The organism is uncultured Sulfitobacter sp., assembly GCF_947502895.1.
Lineage (GTDB): Bacteria > Pseudomonadota > Alphaproteobacteria > Rhodobacterales > Rhodobacteraceae > Sulfitobacter.
Genome location: NZ_CANNBM010000001.1, coordinates 1,032,018 through 1,047,456 on the forward strand (window position 1 = coordinate 1,032,018; position 15,439 = coordinate 1,047,456).

At 57.7% G+C, this 15,439-nt stretch carries 17 protein-coding genes; 9 read left to right on the plus strand and 8 right to left on the minus strand.

The window, feature by feature from the left end:
- Positions 1–8 precede the first annotated feature (8 nt).
- The 4 genes from Q0903_RS05240 to Q0903_RS05255 form a co-directional block, all read right to left on the minus strand.
- Complete coding sequence (locus Q0903_RS05240) at positions 9–374, minus strand: hypothetical protein (protein WP_299026044.1); 366 nt, start codon at positions 372–374, stop codon at positions 9–11.
- Positions 371–1,468, minus strand: a complete 1,098-nt coding sequence (locus tag Q0903_RS05245) for an FAD-binding protein (protein WP_299413441.1) — start codon at positions 1,466–1,468, stop codon at positions 371–373. Before Q0903_RS05245 ends, Q0903_RS05240 begins: the two co-directional genes overlap by 4 nt.
- Positions 1,469–1,510: 42 nt before the next feature.
- A complete protein-coding gene (locus Q0903_RS05250; RefSeq protein ID WP_299026049.1) occupies positions 1,511–2,959 on the minus strand; it encodes an FAD-linked oxidase C-terminal domain-containing protein in 1,449 nt (482 codons plus the stop codon).
- A 92-nt stretch (positions 2,960–3,051) separates the two neighbouring features.
- The gene (locus Q0903_RS05255; protein ID WP_299413445.1) at positions 3,052–3,732 is read right to left on the minus strand and encodes a hypothetical protein; all 681 of its coding nucleotides are present in this window, start codon (positions 3,730–3,732) and stop codon (positions 3,052–3,054) included.
- Positions 3,733–4,118: 386 nt separating this feature from the next.
- Here Q0903_RS05255 and Q0903_RS05260 point away from each other — a divergent pair, with 386 nt between their 5' ends.
- Both Q0903_RS05260 and Q0903_RS05265 read left to right on the plus strand, forming a co-directional pair.
- Complete coding sequence (locus Q0903_RS05260) at positions 4,119–4,817, plus strand: DUF599 domain-containing protein (protein WP_299413447.1); 699 nt, start codon at positions 4,119–4,121, stop codon at positions 4,815–4,817.
- A 37-nt stretch (positions 4,818–4,854) separates the two neighbouring features.
- Positions 4,855–5,223: a hypothetical protein gene (locus Q0903_RS05265; protein WP_299413450.1), complete on the plus strand. Its 369-nt coding sequence runs from the start codon at positions 4,855–4,857 to the stop codon at positions 5,221–5,223.
- Between the two features lie 2 nt (positions 5,224–5,225).
- On the opposite strand, the gene rlmH is transcribed toward Q0903_RS05265, so the two are convergent.
- The 3 genes from rlmH to Q0903_RS05280 form a co-directional block, all read right to left on the minus strand.
- Positions 5,226–5,696: a 23S rRNA (pseudouridine(1915)-N(3))-methyltransferase RlmH gene (gene rlmH, locus Q0903_RS05270; RefSeq protein ID WP_299413452.1), complete on the minus strand. Its 471-nt coding sequence runs from the start codon at positions 5,694–5,696 to the stop codon at positions 5,226–5,228.
- 17 nt (positions 5,697–5,713) lie between these two features.
- Positions 5,714–6,070 carry a ribosome silencing factor gene (gene rsfS / locus Q0903_RS05275; protein ID WP_299026063.1) on the minus strand — a complete coding sequence of 119 codons (357 nt, stop codon included), beginning with the start codon at positions 6,068–6,070 and terminating at the stop codon, positions 5,714–5,716.
- Positions 6,071–6,301: 231 nt separating this feature from the next.
- A complete protein-coding gene (locus tag Q0903_RS05280) occupies positions 6,302–7,618 on the minus strand; it encodes a mechanosensitive ion channel domain-containing protein (protein WP_299026066.1) in 1,317 nt (438 codons plus the stop codon).
- A gap of 194 nt (positions 7,619–7,812) precedes the next feature.
- Between Q0903_RS05280 and Q0903_RS05285 the strand changes: the two genes are divergently transcribed.
- The 7 genes from Q0903_RS05285 (at position 7,813) to leuB (ending at position 15,130) form a co-directional block, all read left to right on the plus strand.
- On the plus strand, positions 7,813–9,195 hold the full coding sequence (locus Q0903_RS05285; RefSeq protein ID WP_299413456.1) for a M10 family metallopeptidase C-terminal domain-containing protein: 1,383 nt from the start codon (positions 7,813–7,815) through the stop codon (positions 9,193–9,195).
- A gap of 212 nt (positions 9,196–9,407) precedes the next feature.
- Positions 9,408–10,823, plus strand: a complete 1,416-nt coding sequence (gene leuC, locus Q0903_RS05290; RefSeq protein ID WP_299026072.1) for a 3-isopropylmalate dehydratase large subunit — start codon at positions 9,408–9,410, stop codon at positions 10,821–10,823.
- Between the two features lies 1 nt (position 10,824).
- Complete coding sequence (locus tag Q0903_RS05295; protein WP_299413459.1) at positions 10,825–11,130, plus strand: hypothetical protein; 306 nt, start codon at positions 10,825–10,827, stop codon at positions 11,128–11,130.
- A 2-nt stretch (positions 11,131–11,132) separates the two neighbouring features.
- Positions 11,133–11,738, plus strand: a complete 606-nt coding sequence (gene leuD, locus Q0903_RS05300) for a 3-isopropylmalate dehydratase small subunit (RefSeq protein ID WP_299026075.1) — start codon at positions 11,133–11,135, stop codon at positions 11,736–11,738.
- A 390-nt stretch (positions 11,739–12,128) separates the two neighbouring features.
- Positions 12,129–12,965: a hypothetical protein gene (locus tag Q0903_RS05305; protein ID WP_299413461.1), complete on the plus strand. Its 837-nt coding sequence runs from the start codon at positions 12,129–12,131 to the stop codon at positions 12,963–12,965.
- Between the two features lie 65 nt (positions 12,966–13,030).
- The gene (locus Q0903_RS05310; RefSeq protein WP_299413464.1) at positions 13,031–13,969 is read left to right on the plus strand and encodes an endonuclease/exonuclease/phosphatase family protein; all 939 of its coding nucleotides are present in this window, start codon (positions 13,031–13,033) and stop codon (positions 13,967–13,969) included.
- A 54-nt stretch (positions 13,970–14,023) separates the two neighbouring features.
- Positions 14,024–15,130 (plus strand): 3-isopropylmalate dehydrogenase, encoded by a 1,107-nt coding sequence (gene leuB, locus Q0903_RS05315; protein ID WP_299026081.1) that lies wholly within the window; start codon positions 14,024–14,026, stop codon positions 15,128–15,130.
- 35 nt (positions 15,131–15,165) lie between these two features.
- Here leuB and Q0903_RS05320 read toward each other — a convergent pair whose 3' ends face one another.
- Positions 15,166–15,417, minus strand: a complete 252-nt coding sequence (locus tag Q0903_RS05320; RefSeq protein ID WP_299413466.1) for a hypothetical protein — start codon at positions 15,415–15,417, stop codon at positions 15,166–15,168.
- Positions 15,418–15,439 lie beyond the last annotated feature (22 nt).

Here is a 15,439-nt window from a genome sequence, read left to right on the forward strand (position 1 = left end):
TCGCCCCCTTAGGCCGCAAGCAGGCTGGCACTGGCCAGCCCGAACCACGGCACCGTTGTTCCCGCGGCACCCATAACGGCGGTCCACCGCCGCATGCGCAAACCGCTGTCCATGCGCCGCAGCGCCTGCGCGCCATATGCGAGCACGCCAATCCAGCCGCCCCAGATAAAGGCGATGCCCCCGCCCGTGACCAGCAGATTGCGCCCCCACAGATCGGAAAAACCATACCGCAGCGTCAGGCCTGTTGCCGCGCATAGTGCTGTAAACAAAGCCAACCGCCGAAATGCGCGCGGCGATGGCCCACCCCGCGTGAGCGCACGAAAGGCCAGCGGCCCACCAACAAAAACGATGATAAAGACAGCGACATAGCTCATCCCATAAGGCCCGCGTTCAGCAGACCACGCGGATCAAACCGCGCCCGTAGTCCTGCGGTGATACGCGCGACACCCGCTGCCTCAGGCTCAAACCGTGGCTGGCCGGTACCGCGCACCAGTGTCGCATGGCCGTCATACGCACCAAGCACCGCGCGCAGATCATGACCTGCCGTTGTTGCAAGCCAGATCAACCCACCCGCCCAGTCATAACGTACAGCCCGCGCACCCGATTTGGCCGCCAGCGCAGGTCCGTCAGACGGTTTGCATGACACGCGCCAGACATCTTCACCCGTTTGCGCAAACCCGTTCAGATCGCGCCAGGCAGCCCATCGTTTTGTGCTATTCTCCTCCACGCGCGCCTCACCGCCCAGCAGTGCCTTTAGCTCCTGAATCCGGTAACGCACAGAATCCTCGAACCCCTCTACCCGCAACATGGTCTCGCCCGACGCAGGATCATGCGCAGCTGCGGATACCTCGAACGGGCTGCCCAGCGCACGGGCCAAAGCACCAACAGCTGCCTCATCCTCCAGCCCCTGCAACACAAGCGTCGCCTCCATTTCAGGGCACGGCAGCACCTTGAGAGATACCTCGCTCAGCACACCCAGCGTGCCATGAGCCCCTGCCATCAGTTTGACCAAATCATAGCCGGTAACGTTCTTCATCACGCGGCCCCCGTTTTTGACAATCTTGCCCATCCCGTCGACGTACCGAACGCCCAACAGAAAATCGCGCGCAGCGCCTACAGAAATCCGCCGTGGCCCGCTGGAGTTGGCGGCCATGGTCCCCCCGATCGTAGGGACACCATCGGTCCCCATCAAAGCACGGTAATCCACGGGCTCAAACGCAAGGCGCTGGTTTTCAGCCGCCAGCGCCACTTCGATCTCGCCGACAGGCGTGCCCGCCTGCGCGACCAAAGTCATGGCACCTGGCTCATATAACGTGATACCCGACATCGCCGAAGTTCCCAGCGCATGGCCGTCAACCGCGATGCCCCGCGACCCGCCACCCTGAATAGACAAAGGGGCTTTCGCCTGCGCAATCATCTCCGACAACTCGGATTCATCCGCTGGCAAATGTTTATTTTTCTTGGCCATAAATCCTCTGGGGGTCTGGGGGCTAGCCCCCACTTCAGTCATCTATTCCGCAGCAATCGGCAACTGACGGCGCGCGTCAGAGGCATCCAGCGGAAATACTTTGGCAGGGTTAAGCAACCACTGCGGATCAAATACATCCTTCACAGCCATCTGCGCTTCCAGATCATTCGGCGCATATTGCACGTGCATCAGATCACGCTTTTCGATGCCCACACCGTGCTCGCCCGTCAGACAACCGCCAACCTCAACGCACAGGCGCAGGATGTCAGCGCCAAAGGCCTCGCATAACTCCAGATCACCGGGTTTGTTTGCATCAAAAAGAATGAGGGGGTGCATATTGCCGTCACCCGCGTGGAAAACATTGCCCACTTTCAGGCCGTACTCCTCGGACATCTCACCAATGCGGCGCAGCACATACGGCAGGCTGGACACAGGGATTGTACCGTCCAGACACATGTAGTCGTTGATCTGCCCCATTGCGCCGAACGCACTCTTGCGTCCCAGCCAGATGGCAGCACTTTCTTCAGCGGATTTGCTTTGGCGCAACTCAACAGGGTTATGGCGGCGGGCAATCTCCATGATCAGGTCCAGCTGATGGTCGATCTCGGCGTCAGAGCCTTCGACCTCCACAATCAGCAGCGCTTCGCACATGGGATATCCCGCTTTGGCAAAAGCCTCTGTTGCTTCGATGCAAGGACGGTCCATAAATTCGATCGCCACGGGCAGCACACCCGCCTTGATGATGTCGGACACACATGCGCCCGCGACTTCATTATCGTCAAAGCCCATCAACACGGGTCGCGCGCCTTCTGGTTTGTGCAGGATACGCAAGGTCGCTTCGGTCACGACACCCAGTTGCCCTTCCGAGCCGCAGATCAACCCCAGCAGATCCAGCCCGCCTGCATCCAGATGCGCTCCACCGATGTCGACAATCTCGCCGTCCATCATCACCATTTTAACGCCCATCAGGTTATTCGTGGTTACACCATATTTCAGGCAATGCGCGCCGCCGCTGTTCATTGCGATGTTACCCGCGATGGCGCAGGCCAACTGACTGGACGGGTCCGGTGCATAGAAAAATCCGTCTTCCTCGACGGCTCCAGTCACACTCAGGTTCGTGCGGCCCGTCTGTACGCGAATAATGCGGTTGTCATAATCCGTCTCGATCACGTCATTCATCCGCGCCACACCAAGGATCACACAATCGGCTGTCGGCAAAGCCCCGCCCGCCAGCGAGGTGCCGGAACCGCGCGGCACCACGGGCACGCCTTCTTCGTGGCAAATACGCAAGACATCCGACACTTCGCGGGTGGAGGACGGCAGCACTGCCACCATGGGCGCGCAACGATAGGCCGTCAGCGCGTCACATTCGTATGCGCGTGTTTCGGAGATTTCATGGATAACTGCATCTTTGGGCAATACAGTGCTGAGCCGCTCCACAACGCGTGCTTTACGCGCCAAAACAGCAGGGTTCGGGGTAGGCATTTCCATAGCGCGGCTCCAATATAGGGGTCGTGTGAGCGGTCTGGTAAAATTATATTACCAATTTCTCCATAACACAAGCTTGTTCCACGCTTCAGCACTCAGGCGACAACATGTCCCATCTCCAAGTTGCTGCATGTACCGTCCGATGTCGGCTCTGATACCCTGGGGCGGTCTAGTGATGCGAGATAGCGTTTGATCAACTCCACCTCAAAGCGGATTTTATCCGCGTGAGCACCGATATGACGGAAAAAGCTGCTATCGTTGATGGCATGCGGCGCGGCACCCGCTTCGACACAGTCGCAAATATCCAACAGCGGCATACTGATATCAGCCAGAATGGACATAGCCACTACATCGCGCGCTTTCGGCAACGCGATGCCAAAATCATCTGCGTCAATCAATCCGTTGCGCCAATCGCCGATGATCTGCTTGAACCGCACCACCACAAAAGCGGTTCCATCTGCCGCATAATTGGACACCAGCCGCGTCCCTGCAAGTACGAGCCCCTTTGCCTCTATGACCTGATCGGGGAGCGACAGATCCTGCATATCCGCCGAGAGCTTGGCCACCTGCCGCGCCAAAGTGGCGGCAATGCCTGTCTCGAACACCTGATCCAACTGGTGCGCGCCAGAGAACGAAACATGATGCCGTCCACTTTCGGCCCATAACTCCAACGAATTGACCAACGGCAGACCGTTCACAGGCACTTGTAAGTTGATGGAGCACCGCTTTGGGGCAGTAAGGCATAAGGTCGGGTTGGGAGTGCTTTCGGGTTTCATTAGAATTTCCCTCAAATGGTGATCTATTTGATAAGAGTTAGGAAAAATTTGTTTACGTTAGGTAAATTTAATCGCCGCATGTCCAGTAGAGTTGACACATCTCGAACCATCCGACACTGGACACAAGTACTTGTAAATTAGATATTTGCTCTCAATCCGACGATAAAGCTCCACTGCTTGCCAAGCGCAGAACCCTCTCACACTTCCTGTTAAGACTTCGACAATCTGGCGATGCGTCATGCGATTTCGCCGCGCGCAGTAGCGCCGCGATTCGCCGCAAAGGCACACAGCTAAACCACCGCTTTGGGCTATCTACGCACTGTACAATCACGCAAAAGCCGCGCGCCGCACTGGCGCCCCCCAGCAGAGCCTTCTAGAGAGGGCGCATGACATCATTGGAAAACCTCACGTTGCTTTCGCCCCTCGACATCGGCGCGCTGGCTCTTCTTGTAACGCTTTGGATTGCGATCGGCTGGCGGATCGAGCATCCGTCACCCGACAAGCCGTCAACATCGTGGATCATGGCTGACTACCGAAAACAGTGGATGCAACAGATGATCGCGCGCGAGGTGCGCATATTCGACGCGCAGACCATCGGCACGCTGCGGCAAGGCACGTCGTTTTTCGCATCTACCTGCGTGATTGCGATCGGTGGTACGCTGGCGCTGATCGGCAATGCCGAACAGGTCGCGGGCGTGGCCGCCGATCTGACAGACGCGCGCAGCCCCGCTATTGTGTGGGAAATGAAACTTCTCGTGATCGTAGTATTTCTAACCAATGCATTTCTGAAATTCGTCTGGTCAAACCGCCTGTTTGGTTATTGCTCGGTCATCATGGGGGCGGCCCCGAACGATCCCGTCGATCCCAAAGCCGCCAGTTTCGCCCGCAAGGCCGCTGCCCTCAACATAGCGGCAGCACGCACCTTCAATCGCGGCTTGCGCGCCATCTATTTCGGGCTGGCGACGGTAGCATGGCTGGCCGGACCTGTGCCCCTGATCGTGGCGACGATTGTTACATGTGTTGTGATCTGGCGGCGGGAATTCGCCTCCCAATCACGCAAGGCGCTCTTGGAAGAGGATGTCTGAGCGCCTATCTTAGGTGTCTCTTAAACGGATAAATTTTATGTTAGAACGTTTCATACTCCCGATTGCATTACTCGCCTCTCCTGCCCTGCCTACCGCTGCTCTGGCCGATCCTGCATCGGTACACGACGTGCGGGTCGCTAAATCAGGCGGCGCATATACATTCAACGTCACCATCCTGCACAGCGATACCGGCTGGGACGACTACGCCGATGCGTGGCGGATCAAGGATATGGAGGGCAATGTGCTGGGTATGCGCCAACTGGCCCATCCCCACGTAAACGAACAGCCCTTCACGCGGTCGCTGTCGGGAGTAAAAATACCGGACGGCATCAAATCTGTTGTGATCGAAGCACGCGATACGGTCACAGGCTGGTCACCCCAAGTGAAAACCGTAAACCTGCCTTGAGACTAGGCCCGGTGGTACGGCCCGCCCGAGAGAATTGACGCTGCGCGGTACAACTGCTCAGAAAGCATCACGCGCACCATCATGTGCGGCCAGACCATCGCCCCGAACGACAGCAAGTGGTCGGCATCACCGCGCAAGGCGGGGTCAATTCCGTCTGCCCCCCCGATGACAAAGGCCAGATCGCTGCGGCCCGCATCCCGCCAGCCTTCAATGCGGCGGGCAAACTTGGGCGAAGTCTCGACCACCCCGCGCTCGTCCAGCGCGCAGATCACAGCCCCTTGCGGTATCGCGCGGCGCAGCAGTTCAGCCTCTGCGCCCATCCCGCCGCCTTTACGGTCCTCAACTTCTGACACAGAAACCGGCCCAAGGGACAATCCCCGGCCGGTTCTGTTGAAACGTGTCAGATAGTCGTCGATCAGGGTTTTCTCTGGTCCCGCCCGCAGGCGACCTACGGCGCAGATATGAACCTTCATCGGCTGTCAGCAGGCAATCAGCTGGCAGGATCGGCTTGGGGCAGCCACATCTTTTCCAACTGGTAAAATTCGCGCACTTCGGGGCGAAAGACATGAACGATCACATCGCCTGTATCGATCAGCACCCAATCGCCTGATTCTTTGCCCTCGGTGCGGACGACATGGCCGAATTCGTCCTTGACCCGCTGCGCGAGCTTTTCCGAAATAGCGCTCACCTGACGGGTCGAACGGCCCGTGCAGATAATCATATGATCACCAATCTCGGTTTTGCCGCGCAGGTCTATTTGCACGATGTCTTCGGCTTTATCTTCGTTAAGCGAGGATAGAACAGTCTCCAGCAGCAGATCGCTGGTTGCTTGCTTGTGGCCAGCCATTACAACTGAACCGTCAAACGCAGGGGAGCCTGCATGGATTTGTGTAGACAGGACATTGTCCTCCTTATGTCGCGCCGCCAGACCCCCGACGCTGGGGAATTAATCCGCTAGTTAGCAACGCCCGCGCCATATTTCAATGACGCGGACGCCGTGGGCGGCTACCAGCCTGCTTCTGTGGCGATTTTATCCGCCTGCGCACCGTGTTGGTTCTGCAGATCATTCACAATTGCCTCATGCGTTTTCATCCAGCATCCGCACTTCACGCTGCGGAAAGGGGATCGAAATATCATTTTCCTGAAACGCATCCCAGAGTGCCAGATAGACATTGCCACGTATGTTGGTCAGACCGCCGGTCGGATCCCTGATCCAGAAACGCAGGATATAGTCGACACTGCTGTCGCCAAATCCGACGATGTGACAGACGGGCGGTTTGGGGTGGCTTAGCACGCGATTAACCCCTGCGGCTGCCCCAATTGCCAGCTCGCGCACCTTGTGCGGGTCATCGGCGTAAGCCGTGCCAAAATAGATATCCAGCCGCACAAAGTCGTTCGAATGAGACCAGTTGACCACCTGCCCCGTAATCAGGTCCTCGTTCGGAATCAGGTATTCCTTGCCGTCGCGGGTCACTACAGAGGCATAGCGTGCGCCCAGTGTTTGTATCCAGCCAAATGTCTCGCCAAGGCTGATCACATCACCTGGCTTGATGGATTTATCCAGCAGGATGATCACACCCGACACAAGGTTTGACACCACCTTTTGCAGGCCAAAGCCCAGACCAACACCGATGGCACCCGACAGCACCGCAAGGCCTGTCAAATCGATCCCCACCGCATTGACACCAAGGTAGAAGGCAATGCCATACATCGCCAACTGCACACCTTTGACGGCCAACACCTGCATCGACGGGCTGATTTCCTCGTTGCGACGGATCGTGCTGGCAGTCGCGGTTGACGCAATGCGCGCCAGCGTCACCAGAATTCCGATTACGACCACCGAGGTGATCAGCGTCAGGAGCGACAGGCGGAAATCTCCCAACTCCAGCGCGACACGATCGAGAAACTGCGCCACCTCGTCCGACACATTGAGTAGATAGAGCGTGGCGTATATCCACAGCCCCCATGTCACGATCCTCCGCAGCGGGCGGTTGCGCACCAACCGCACCGCAAATGCGATCCCAACCCAAACAACCGCAAGCATGGCCGCAATCCCGATCAGATAAGAGCGTGACGGCCAAGTGATATTCTGCATAACGAGATAAACGACCCCTGTCAGAACAGCGAACCACATTAACCCCAACCGCCGCTTGATCTGCACAATCATCCGCAGCTGCCACTTGGCCCATCCCTCACGCGAACGGACCCAGTTTTCCAGCATGTTGCCTGTGCTGCGGTGCAAACCCCAAGCCACAAAGGCCAGCACGACAACAATTATCACCTGATTCTGCCGCCAGCCTGGCTGGATCACACCACCCAGAAAGCCCGAGATGCCGATCCAGAGCTCTTGCATCGTCAAAAGGAATTCTGCGAATGGATCTACAGGGTCTTGCATTGGCGCTCCTATGCTCGCCAGATTCGTCGCATGAAGCAGCAGGTCCTGCAACCCTTGCGACATTGCTGTGCGAGGGCCTTTAACACTACGCAAATTTTGTCGGCCCGAACACGAACCGTCGCACATGCGCCTTGTAACGCTTCGTGTTATCAGGCTTAATTTGTCTCAATGTCAGCAGCCGGGGACCGCAGACCATGCCACTTTTCACCACAGAAGAAGACAATTCAGTTCAGTTTACAACTTTCCGACAAAGCAGTTCAACTTTCGGACCGCGGTATACCGTTTCGGAACTTCCTACAGGTGGGCGGGTTTTCTGGCGATCCGACGAAGGGTCAAGCCTCCAGCAAATCGTTCTGGGTGCAAACTCTTTTCCGCGCGGCGGATCGCGAACAATCGAGCAATATGAACTTCTCTTCGTGCCCAATGCTGATTTCTTCGGTGACGCCGGAGAGCTTCGCGGAATATTTGTATCGACCAGCCTCTCAAGCGGCTCACCGCGCAACTACGAATTCGATGTCACACCCGTCAATGATGCACCCCGTGGGATTCTGCTTTCGGACTACTCCATAAGCGAAAACACTCCTGGTGATGCGGTGGGTATCATTACAACAGTCGATCCCGACGTCGGCAATTTCCACACTCTCCAGCTCGTCGGCGACATATCAGGTAACTTCGAGATCAGCAGCGGCACCCTGCGTCTGCGCGACGGCGTCATGGTAGACTATGAGCAGGATCAGTCCTTCGAAGTACGCATCCGGTCAATCGACAATACCGGTCTTGCCTTCGAACAGACGATCACCGTCAACGTCGAAAATTTTGTGCCCGAAGTTATCTCGGGCAGTTTCCGTGGCGAGGATTTGGCCGGAACCAACGCCGATGACGAAATACGCGCTTTGGGGGGCGATGACGTTGTTCTGGCGCTTGCGGGCGACGACACTGTTCAAGGGCAGTCCGGCAATGACTCCCTCTTCGGCGGCGAGGGCAACGACAGCCTTTTGGGCGGTGACGGCGCTGATCTGGTGCGGGGGGGAACAGACGATGATTTCATCTCTGGTCAGGATGGCAATGATACGCTCAACGGTGACAAGGGCGACGATATCCTGTTTGGCGGCAATGGGGACGACCGATTGCTGGGCAGCGGCGGGGACGACACACTGATTGGCGGCTCGGGCGAGGACACATTGCTGGGCAACATTGGCGATGACAGGCTGGTCGCGGGTGGTGGGCCCACCGTGCTCAACGGCGGAGCGGGGCGAGACGTCATGTTTGCCGGAGCTGGCGAGGATACATTCGTCTGGCGCAGCGCCAGCGAATCCGGCCCGCGTGCGGACCGTGATACGATCCATAATTTCGACACCACCGAAGACCTTCTCGATCTGTCGCGCGTAAGTATTGATGATCTGCTGTTTCAGGGATTGTCGGGCTTTGCTGGTGGAGGCGACGCAAGCCTCCGCCTGAACGAAACATCGGCAGGGCATAGCGTTGTGCGGGTAGATATCGACGGAGACAGGGTGACTGATATGGAAATACTCCTGTTGAACACCGTGACACTGACTGCGGATGATTTCATTCTTTAGCAGCTGGTGGACGAGCAACTTGATGCGTAGGCCAATTTAATCTACGCAATGGCGCATGACCCGTGTGTTTAACAAAACTGACCGTTCCCGTCTGCCGGATCGTTTTTACGGTGCCACGCATACCGTGCTGGCCCGACTATAACGCACGCCTGCGCTGCGGCGCAGCTTTGACCGTTTTTCCGAACAACCCCACCACATAGGGAGAGGACCACATGTCCCCCAAAACGCTTTACGATAAAATCTGGGATGCCCATCTGGCTCATGAGGCCGAAGACGGCACGTGTCTTTTGTACATCGACCGCCATCTGGTGCACGAAGTAACCAGCCCGCAGGCATTCGAGGGTCTACGCATGACAGGCCGCACGGTGCGCGCACCTGACAAGACAATCGCTGTGCCAGATCACAACGTGCCCACAACGCTGGACCGCGCCAATGCAGCGACGATGACCGAAGACAGCCGTATTCAGGTTGAAGCACTGGACAAGAACGCCAAAGAGTTTGGCATTCACTATTACCCCGTGTCCGACGTGCGTCAGGGCATTGTACATATCGTAGGCCCAGAGCAGGGCTGGACCCTGCCAGGCATGACTGTTGTGTGCGGCGACAGCCACACCGCCACCCACGGTGCGTTCGGGGCATTGGCCCACGGCATCGGCACGTCAGAAGTAGAGCATGTGCTCGCCACACAGACGCTGATCCAGCGCAAGGGCAAGAACATGAAAGTCGAGATCACGGGCAAACTGCGCCCCGGTGTCACAGCCAAAGACATTACGCTGTCTGTCATTGGCGAAACAGGCACTGCAGGTGGGACCGGCTATGTGATCGAGTATTGCGGCGAAGCAATCCGCGACCTGTCGATGGAAGGGCGCATGACCGTCTGCAACATGGCGATCGAGGGCGGCGCACGCGCAGGTCTGATCGCACCGGACGAAAAGACGTTCGAGTATTGCATGGGCCGCCCGCATGCACCCAAAGGCGCACAGTGGGAAGCAGCGATGGCATGGTGGAAAACACTCTATTCCGACGATGACGCCCATTGGGACAAGGTAGTCACGCTGAAAGGCGAGGACATCGCCCCAGTGGTTACATGGGGCACCTCGCCCGAGGATGTGTTGCCGATCACTGCAAACGTCCCCGCAGCCGGTGACTTTACAGGTGGCAAAGTCAGTGCAGCCCAGCGTTCGCTTGATTACATGGGTCTGACCGCTGGCACCCCCCTGTCCGAGGTTCCGATCGACACGGTGTTCATCGGATCTTGTACCAACGGCCGTATCGAGGATTTGCGCGCTGCCGCCGAAATCCTCAAAGGCAAGAAAATTGCCGTGAAACGCGCGATGGTCGTTCCAGGCTCGGGCCTTGTACGCGCGCAGGCGGAAGAAGAAGGCCTTGCAGATATCTTTAAGGAGGCCGGTTTTGAATGGCGTCTCGCAGGGTGCTCTATGTGTCTGGCGATGAATCCAGACCAGCTGGCCCCCGGGGAGCGCTGTGCAGCCACCTCCAACCGCAACTTCGAAGGCCGTCAGGGCCGTGGCGGTCGCACCCATCTGATGAGCCCCGCGATGGCAGCGGCGGCAGCTGTGACCGGCAAGCTTACCGATGTGCGCGATCTGATGGGCGAGTCGGCCTGAGATGAAAAAAACGCTCTACAGCAAGCAGTATGAGGCACGCAGGGGCGGGAGTTATCGGATTTCCTCCGATCACCGACGCACGGTCGCTTTTGCGATCCCGCCCTTCTTGATCCTCATGCTGGTTGCTATCGGCTGTTTTGGCGCACTCGGGTTCTTTCCCGACAATGCGCTATGGCTTGTCAGCGGTTTTGTCCTCTGTATCGCTGCTGCGATCGGGTGGATGTTTTTCGCACTGCACTACGGCAAGCGGTACTTTGAAAATGATACCCCTGAGGATGCTGCGCGCAGCACCGACAAAGGAAAATAGACATGAACAAATTCACCACACTCAGCGGCATTGCCGCACCCATGCCCCTGATCAACATCGACACCGATATGATCATTCCCAAACAGTTTTTAAAAACGATCAAGCGCTCGGGCCTTGGCGTGAACCTGTTTGACGAAATGCGCTATGATGATGACCGTAACGAGATCCCCGATTTCGTACTGAACAAGCCGCAATACCGCGATGCGCAAATCCTTGTGGCGGGCGATAACTTTGGCTGCGGCTCCTCGCGTGAACACGCGCCTTGGGCCATTGCGGATTTTGGTATCACCTGCGTAATCGCCCCCAGCTATGCAGATATTTTCTATAATAACTGCTTTAAAAACGGCATCTTGCCCATCGTCCTCCCGCAAGAGCAAGTGGACGTGTTGATGAAAGACGCTGAAAAGGGCGCGAATGCACGTATCGAGATTGATCTGGAAAACCAGAGCATCACTTCCTCGGACGGCGATGTATTCACTTTTGAAGTAGACGCATTCAAAAAGCACTGCCTGATGAACGGCCTCGACGATATCGGCCTGACCATGGAAAAAGCAGCCTCGATCGACACATTCGAAGCTGCGGCAGCGCAAAGCCGCCCTTGGGTCTGACAAACACTCTTTCCGGCGGCAACGTGATCCTGCCGCCGGAGCTTTAACCATTTGTTATCCAGTTTACTTTACGTTGAGCATGAATTGGGATGCGCGGGCATGTGCAGCGCTATTTTCCCTCATCGATAAGACCCAGTGGCTTGTGCGCAACCTCGCGGCAAACACAACATATGGCGCGTGACTTATTTCTGCCTCGGAAATGATGCAAGAACGCACCACCCCTTCCCTCAAAACGCCCCACCTGTCGCGCTAACTGACGCAATAGTCTTGAGAACTAAGGCGAAAGAAGGCACGATTGTGACAACAATGAGGCAGGCCTTCTCGACCCGAAGGCATCAAGTTGGAACAAGCACGCGGCAAACGCGGCTGGCCAGTTTGAAGGGATAGAACGTGATAGTACGTATGACCAGCGCTGCGGCGCGTGGACTTTTGGTGGCGACCCTAATCATGACGCCGGCGCTGGTGCTGCCGGGGCTGGCTAGTGATGCGACGCAGGTGGTGCTTCTCGTGGCGCTGCTGGCAGCCGTGCTAACCTTTGTTGAATATAACTCTGTCTTTCCCAGCATCGTCGAGTTCCGTGATGCCGCCCCGTTCAACCGGCTGCGCTTTGCCTCCCTGTTCGCTACTGTCTTTTTGCTCAGCGCTATTCTGAAAGGCATGTCCGACCCAACAGTGATGACGACGGCCCTTACGTCGATCGGAACGATTGTTGGAAACGCGATTGATTTCCCCTATTCTCCTGTCCGCATGGTCGTGCTGATGCTGCCGCCCGATGCCTCGTACGAAACCGTGAGCTTTGTGCGCACAGCGGCGGGTCTGGCCTATGTCATCTCGCTCATCGCGATGACGGCCTTTCTGATCCTTGTGCGTGTGTTGAACTGGCCTGCACGCTCGGGCGCATTCAACGTATGGGTCAACCTGCCACTATTCGATCCAACCGCTGGCGGTGACGTACTTGAACGGCTGCAGCGTGATGCGCGCATCAACATCGCCCTTGGGTTCCTGTTGCCCTTTGCGGTCCCTGCTGTGGTCAAACTTGCATCCGATCTGATAGACCCGATCACAATGCAGAACCCGCAGACCCTTATCTGGACAATCTCCGCATGGGCCTTCCTTCCAGCAAGCATCATCATGCGCGGCATCGCCATGGGCAAGATCGCCGACATGATCGAAGAAAAGCGCAAGCGGACCTATGCAGCCGCCGAGGACGGGCTGCAAGCCGCCTGATCCAAGCTATATTCTGCGCGGTGCTGGCGCTGGCCTGCACCGCTGCGACGGCGCAGGATCGCACAGTGCGCATCGCCACCTTCAACGCCGAGCTGATCCGCAAAGGTCCTGGCCTGTTGCTGCGCGATATACTCAAAGGCAAGGACCCACAGATTGCAGCGTTCAAGACTGTGTTGGTGGAAATACGTCCTGACATTATCGCCTTACAAGGCATTGACCACGATCTGCGCAGCACCGCCCTTCACGCTTTGGCCGACGATCTCGCGCAAGCAGGTCTCGACTATCCCTACCGGTTTACTGCCGCGCCGAACGCAGGGCAGGCAACCGGCCTTGATCTGAATGGCAACGGCAAGTTGGGCGATGCCGATGACAACCACGGCTATGGGCGTTTCAACGGAATGGGGGGCATGGCGGTGCTTTCGCGCTATCCCATCCAGCAAGACAGGATAGAAGATTACACCCCCCTGCTTTGGCGCGATTTGCAGGGCCATATCTATCCCATGCAAGATGGCGCACCCTTTGGCGGCGTGCGGGTATTCGAAACCCACCGGCTCTCCTCGCGCGGGCATTGGGTTGTGCCTGTCACCGTCCCGGATATCGGCCCTGTGCGCCTAATGACCTTTCATGCCTCTCCTCCCGTTTATGACGGAGCGGAAGATCGCAATGGCAGGCGCAACCACGACGAGGTTGCCTTTTGGCTCGACTATCTGCAGCGCGATGACAATACAGCGCCCTTTGCCATTCTCGGCACCGCCAACACCGACCCCGCACGCGGCGACGGGCGGCCAGAAGCGATCACTGCTTTGCTGGCACATCCGCGCCTGCAAAACCCTTTTGATGATAGCCCCACTGCCGATTTTCGCGACCCTGTGCCGGGGGATCTGCGTGTGGACTACCTGCTGCCCTCCTCTGGATGGCGCGTGGTGGATCACGGGATGGTCAGCGCCCCCGTTGCCAGCCGCCACAGCCTGCTCTGGGTAGACATCACGCCAGCCGATCCTTGACGCCCCACGCCCTGCACGCTAGGCCAAGGCCAATCAATTTCAGGAGCATTTCGCATGGCAAACCCAACCCTTTTGATCCTCGCCGGTGACGGCATCGGCCCCGAGGTCATGGGCCAAGTCACCCGCATCATCGACTGGTTCGGCGATAAGCGCGGCCTTGCCTTTGACGTGGAGCATGATCTGGTCGGTGGTGCTGCCTATGACAAGCATGGCACGCCCTTGCACGATGATACGATGGCAAAAGCACTTGAGGCGGATGCCGTGCTGCTGGGTGCAGTGGGTGGTCCGAAATACGACGATCTGGATTTCTCGGTGAAACCAGAGCGCGGCCTGCTGCGCCTGCGCAAAGAGATGGACCTGTTCTCCAACCTGCGCCCCGCACAGTGCTTTGACGCGCTGGCCGATTTCTCGTCGCTCAAGAAAGAGCTGATCGCGGGTCTGGATATCATGATCGTGCGCGAGCTGACGTCGGGTGTATATTTTGGCGAACCGCGGGGCATTTTCGAGGAAGGCAACGAGCGCGTAGGCATCAACACCCAGCGATACACCGAAAGCGAGATTGACCGCGTTGCGCGCTCGGCTTTTGAGCTGGCCCGCCGCCGGGGCAACAAGGTCTGCTCGATGGAGAAGGCCAACGTAATGGAGAGCGGCATCCTGTGGCGCGAAGTAGTGCAAAAGGTGCATGATGATGACTATCCCGATGTGGAGCTGAGCCACATGTACGCCGACAATGGCGCGATGCAGCTGGTCCGCGCGCCCAAGCAGTTCGACGTGATCCTGACAGACAACCTGTTCGGCGATATCCTATCTGATTGTGCTGCGATGCTCACAGGTTCGCTAGGCATGTTGCCCTCTGCCAGCCTTGGTGCGCCGAATGCCGAAGGCCGTCCAAAGGCGCTGTATGAGCCTGTGCACGGCTCCGCCCCCGATATCACGGGGCAAGGTCTGGCCAATCCTATTGCATGCATCCTCAGCTTTGCCATGGCGCTGCGGTATTCCTTCGACCAGGGCGAAGAAGCCACGCGTCTGGAAGCGGCAGTAGAAAAGGTACTGGCAGACGGTGCGCGTACCGCAGACCTGATGGGCGAAGAAGGTGGCACACCAATCTCGACCACTGAAATGGGGGATGTGATCCTCAAGGCGCTGGACGCCAGCCTTTAAGCGATACTCAGGCTAGGCCGCGCCAACAGCGCGGTCTAGCTGCCCGACACCAAACCCGTTCGGGCGTCCATTCGGTAGGTGACAAGCGCGTCCATCGCGCCATCGCTTATGCATGACACCTGCCAGACATCGGGAATATCAGTTGGCTGCACGGCCAACACGCGCCCGCAGCTAAACCCGTTCAGCGTAATAATCTCGGCGCTCAACGCCTTCAGCTCTGTGTCGGTCAGCGCGGCTGCGCTGTTGGCAAACAGACCTGCCAGTACGATTAGGGTGGTTCGTTTCATGCCTGCATCCTCACTGCTTTGA

Excerpts from the sequence above, each read along its gene's own strand:
- Q0903_RS05240 (WP_299026044.1), bottom strand. The coding sequence starts at position 374 with ATGAGCTATGTCGCTGTCTTTATCATCGTTTTTGTTGGTGGGCCGCTG.
- Q0903_RS05245 (WP_299413441.1), bottom strand. The coding sequence starts at position 1,468 with ATGGCCAAGAAAAATAAACATTTGCCAGCGGATGAATCCGAGTTGTCG.
- Q0903_RS05250 (WP_299026049.1), bottom strand. The coding sequence starts at position 2,959 with ATGGAAATGCCTACCCCGAACCCTGCTGTTTTGGCGCGTAAAGCACGC.
- Q0903_RS05255 (WP_299413445.1), bottom strand. The coding sequence starts at position 3,732 with ATGAAACCCGAAAGCACTCCCAACCCGACCTTATGCCTTACTGCCCCA.
- Q0903_RS05260 (WP_299413447.1), top strand. The coding sequence starts at position 4,119 with ATGACATCATTGGAAAACCTCACGTTGCTTTCGCCCCTCGACATCGGC.
- Q0903_RS05265 (WP_299413450.1), top strand. The coding sequence starts at position 4,855 with ATGTTAGAACGTTTCATACTCCCGATTGCATTACTCGCCTCTCCTGCC.
- rlmH (WP_299413452.1), bottom strand. The coding sequence starts at position 5,696 with ATGAAGGTTCATATCTGCGCCGTAGGTCGCCTGCGGGCGGGACCAGAG.
- rsfS (WP_299026063.1), bottom strand. The coding sequence starts at position 6,070 with ATGGCTGGCCACAAGCAAGCAACCAGCGATCTGCTGCTGGAGACTGTT.
- Q0903_RS05280 (WP_299026066.1), bottom strand. The coding sequence starts at position 7,618 with ATGCAAGACCCTGTAGATCCATTCGCAGAATTCCTTTTGACGATGCAA.
- Q0903_RS05285 (WP_299413456.1), top strand. The coding sequence starts at position 7,813 with ATGCCACTTTTCACCACAGAAGAAGACAATTCAGTTCAGTTTACAACT.
- leuC (WP_299026072.1), top strand. The coding sequence starts at position 9,408 with ATGTCCCCCAAAACGCTTTACGATAAAATCTGGGATGCCCATCTGGCT.
- Q0903_RS05295 (WP_299413459.1), top strand. The coding sequence starts at position 10,825 with ATGAAAAAAACGCTCTACAGCAAGCAGTATGAGGCACGCAGGGGCGGG.
- leuD (WP_299026075.1), top strand. The coding sequence starts at position 11,133 with ATGAACAAATTCACCACACTCAGCGGCATTGCCGCACCCATGCCCCTG.
- leuB (WP_299026081.1), top strand. The coding sequence starts at position 14,024 with ATGGCAAACCCAACCCTTTTGATCCTCGCCGGTGACGGCATCGGCCCC.
- Q0903_RS05320 (WP_299413466.1), bottom strand. The coding sequence starts at position 15,417 with ATGAAACGAACCACCCTAATCGTACTGGCAGGTCTGTTTGCCAACAGC.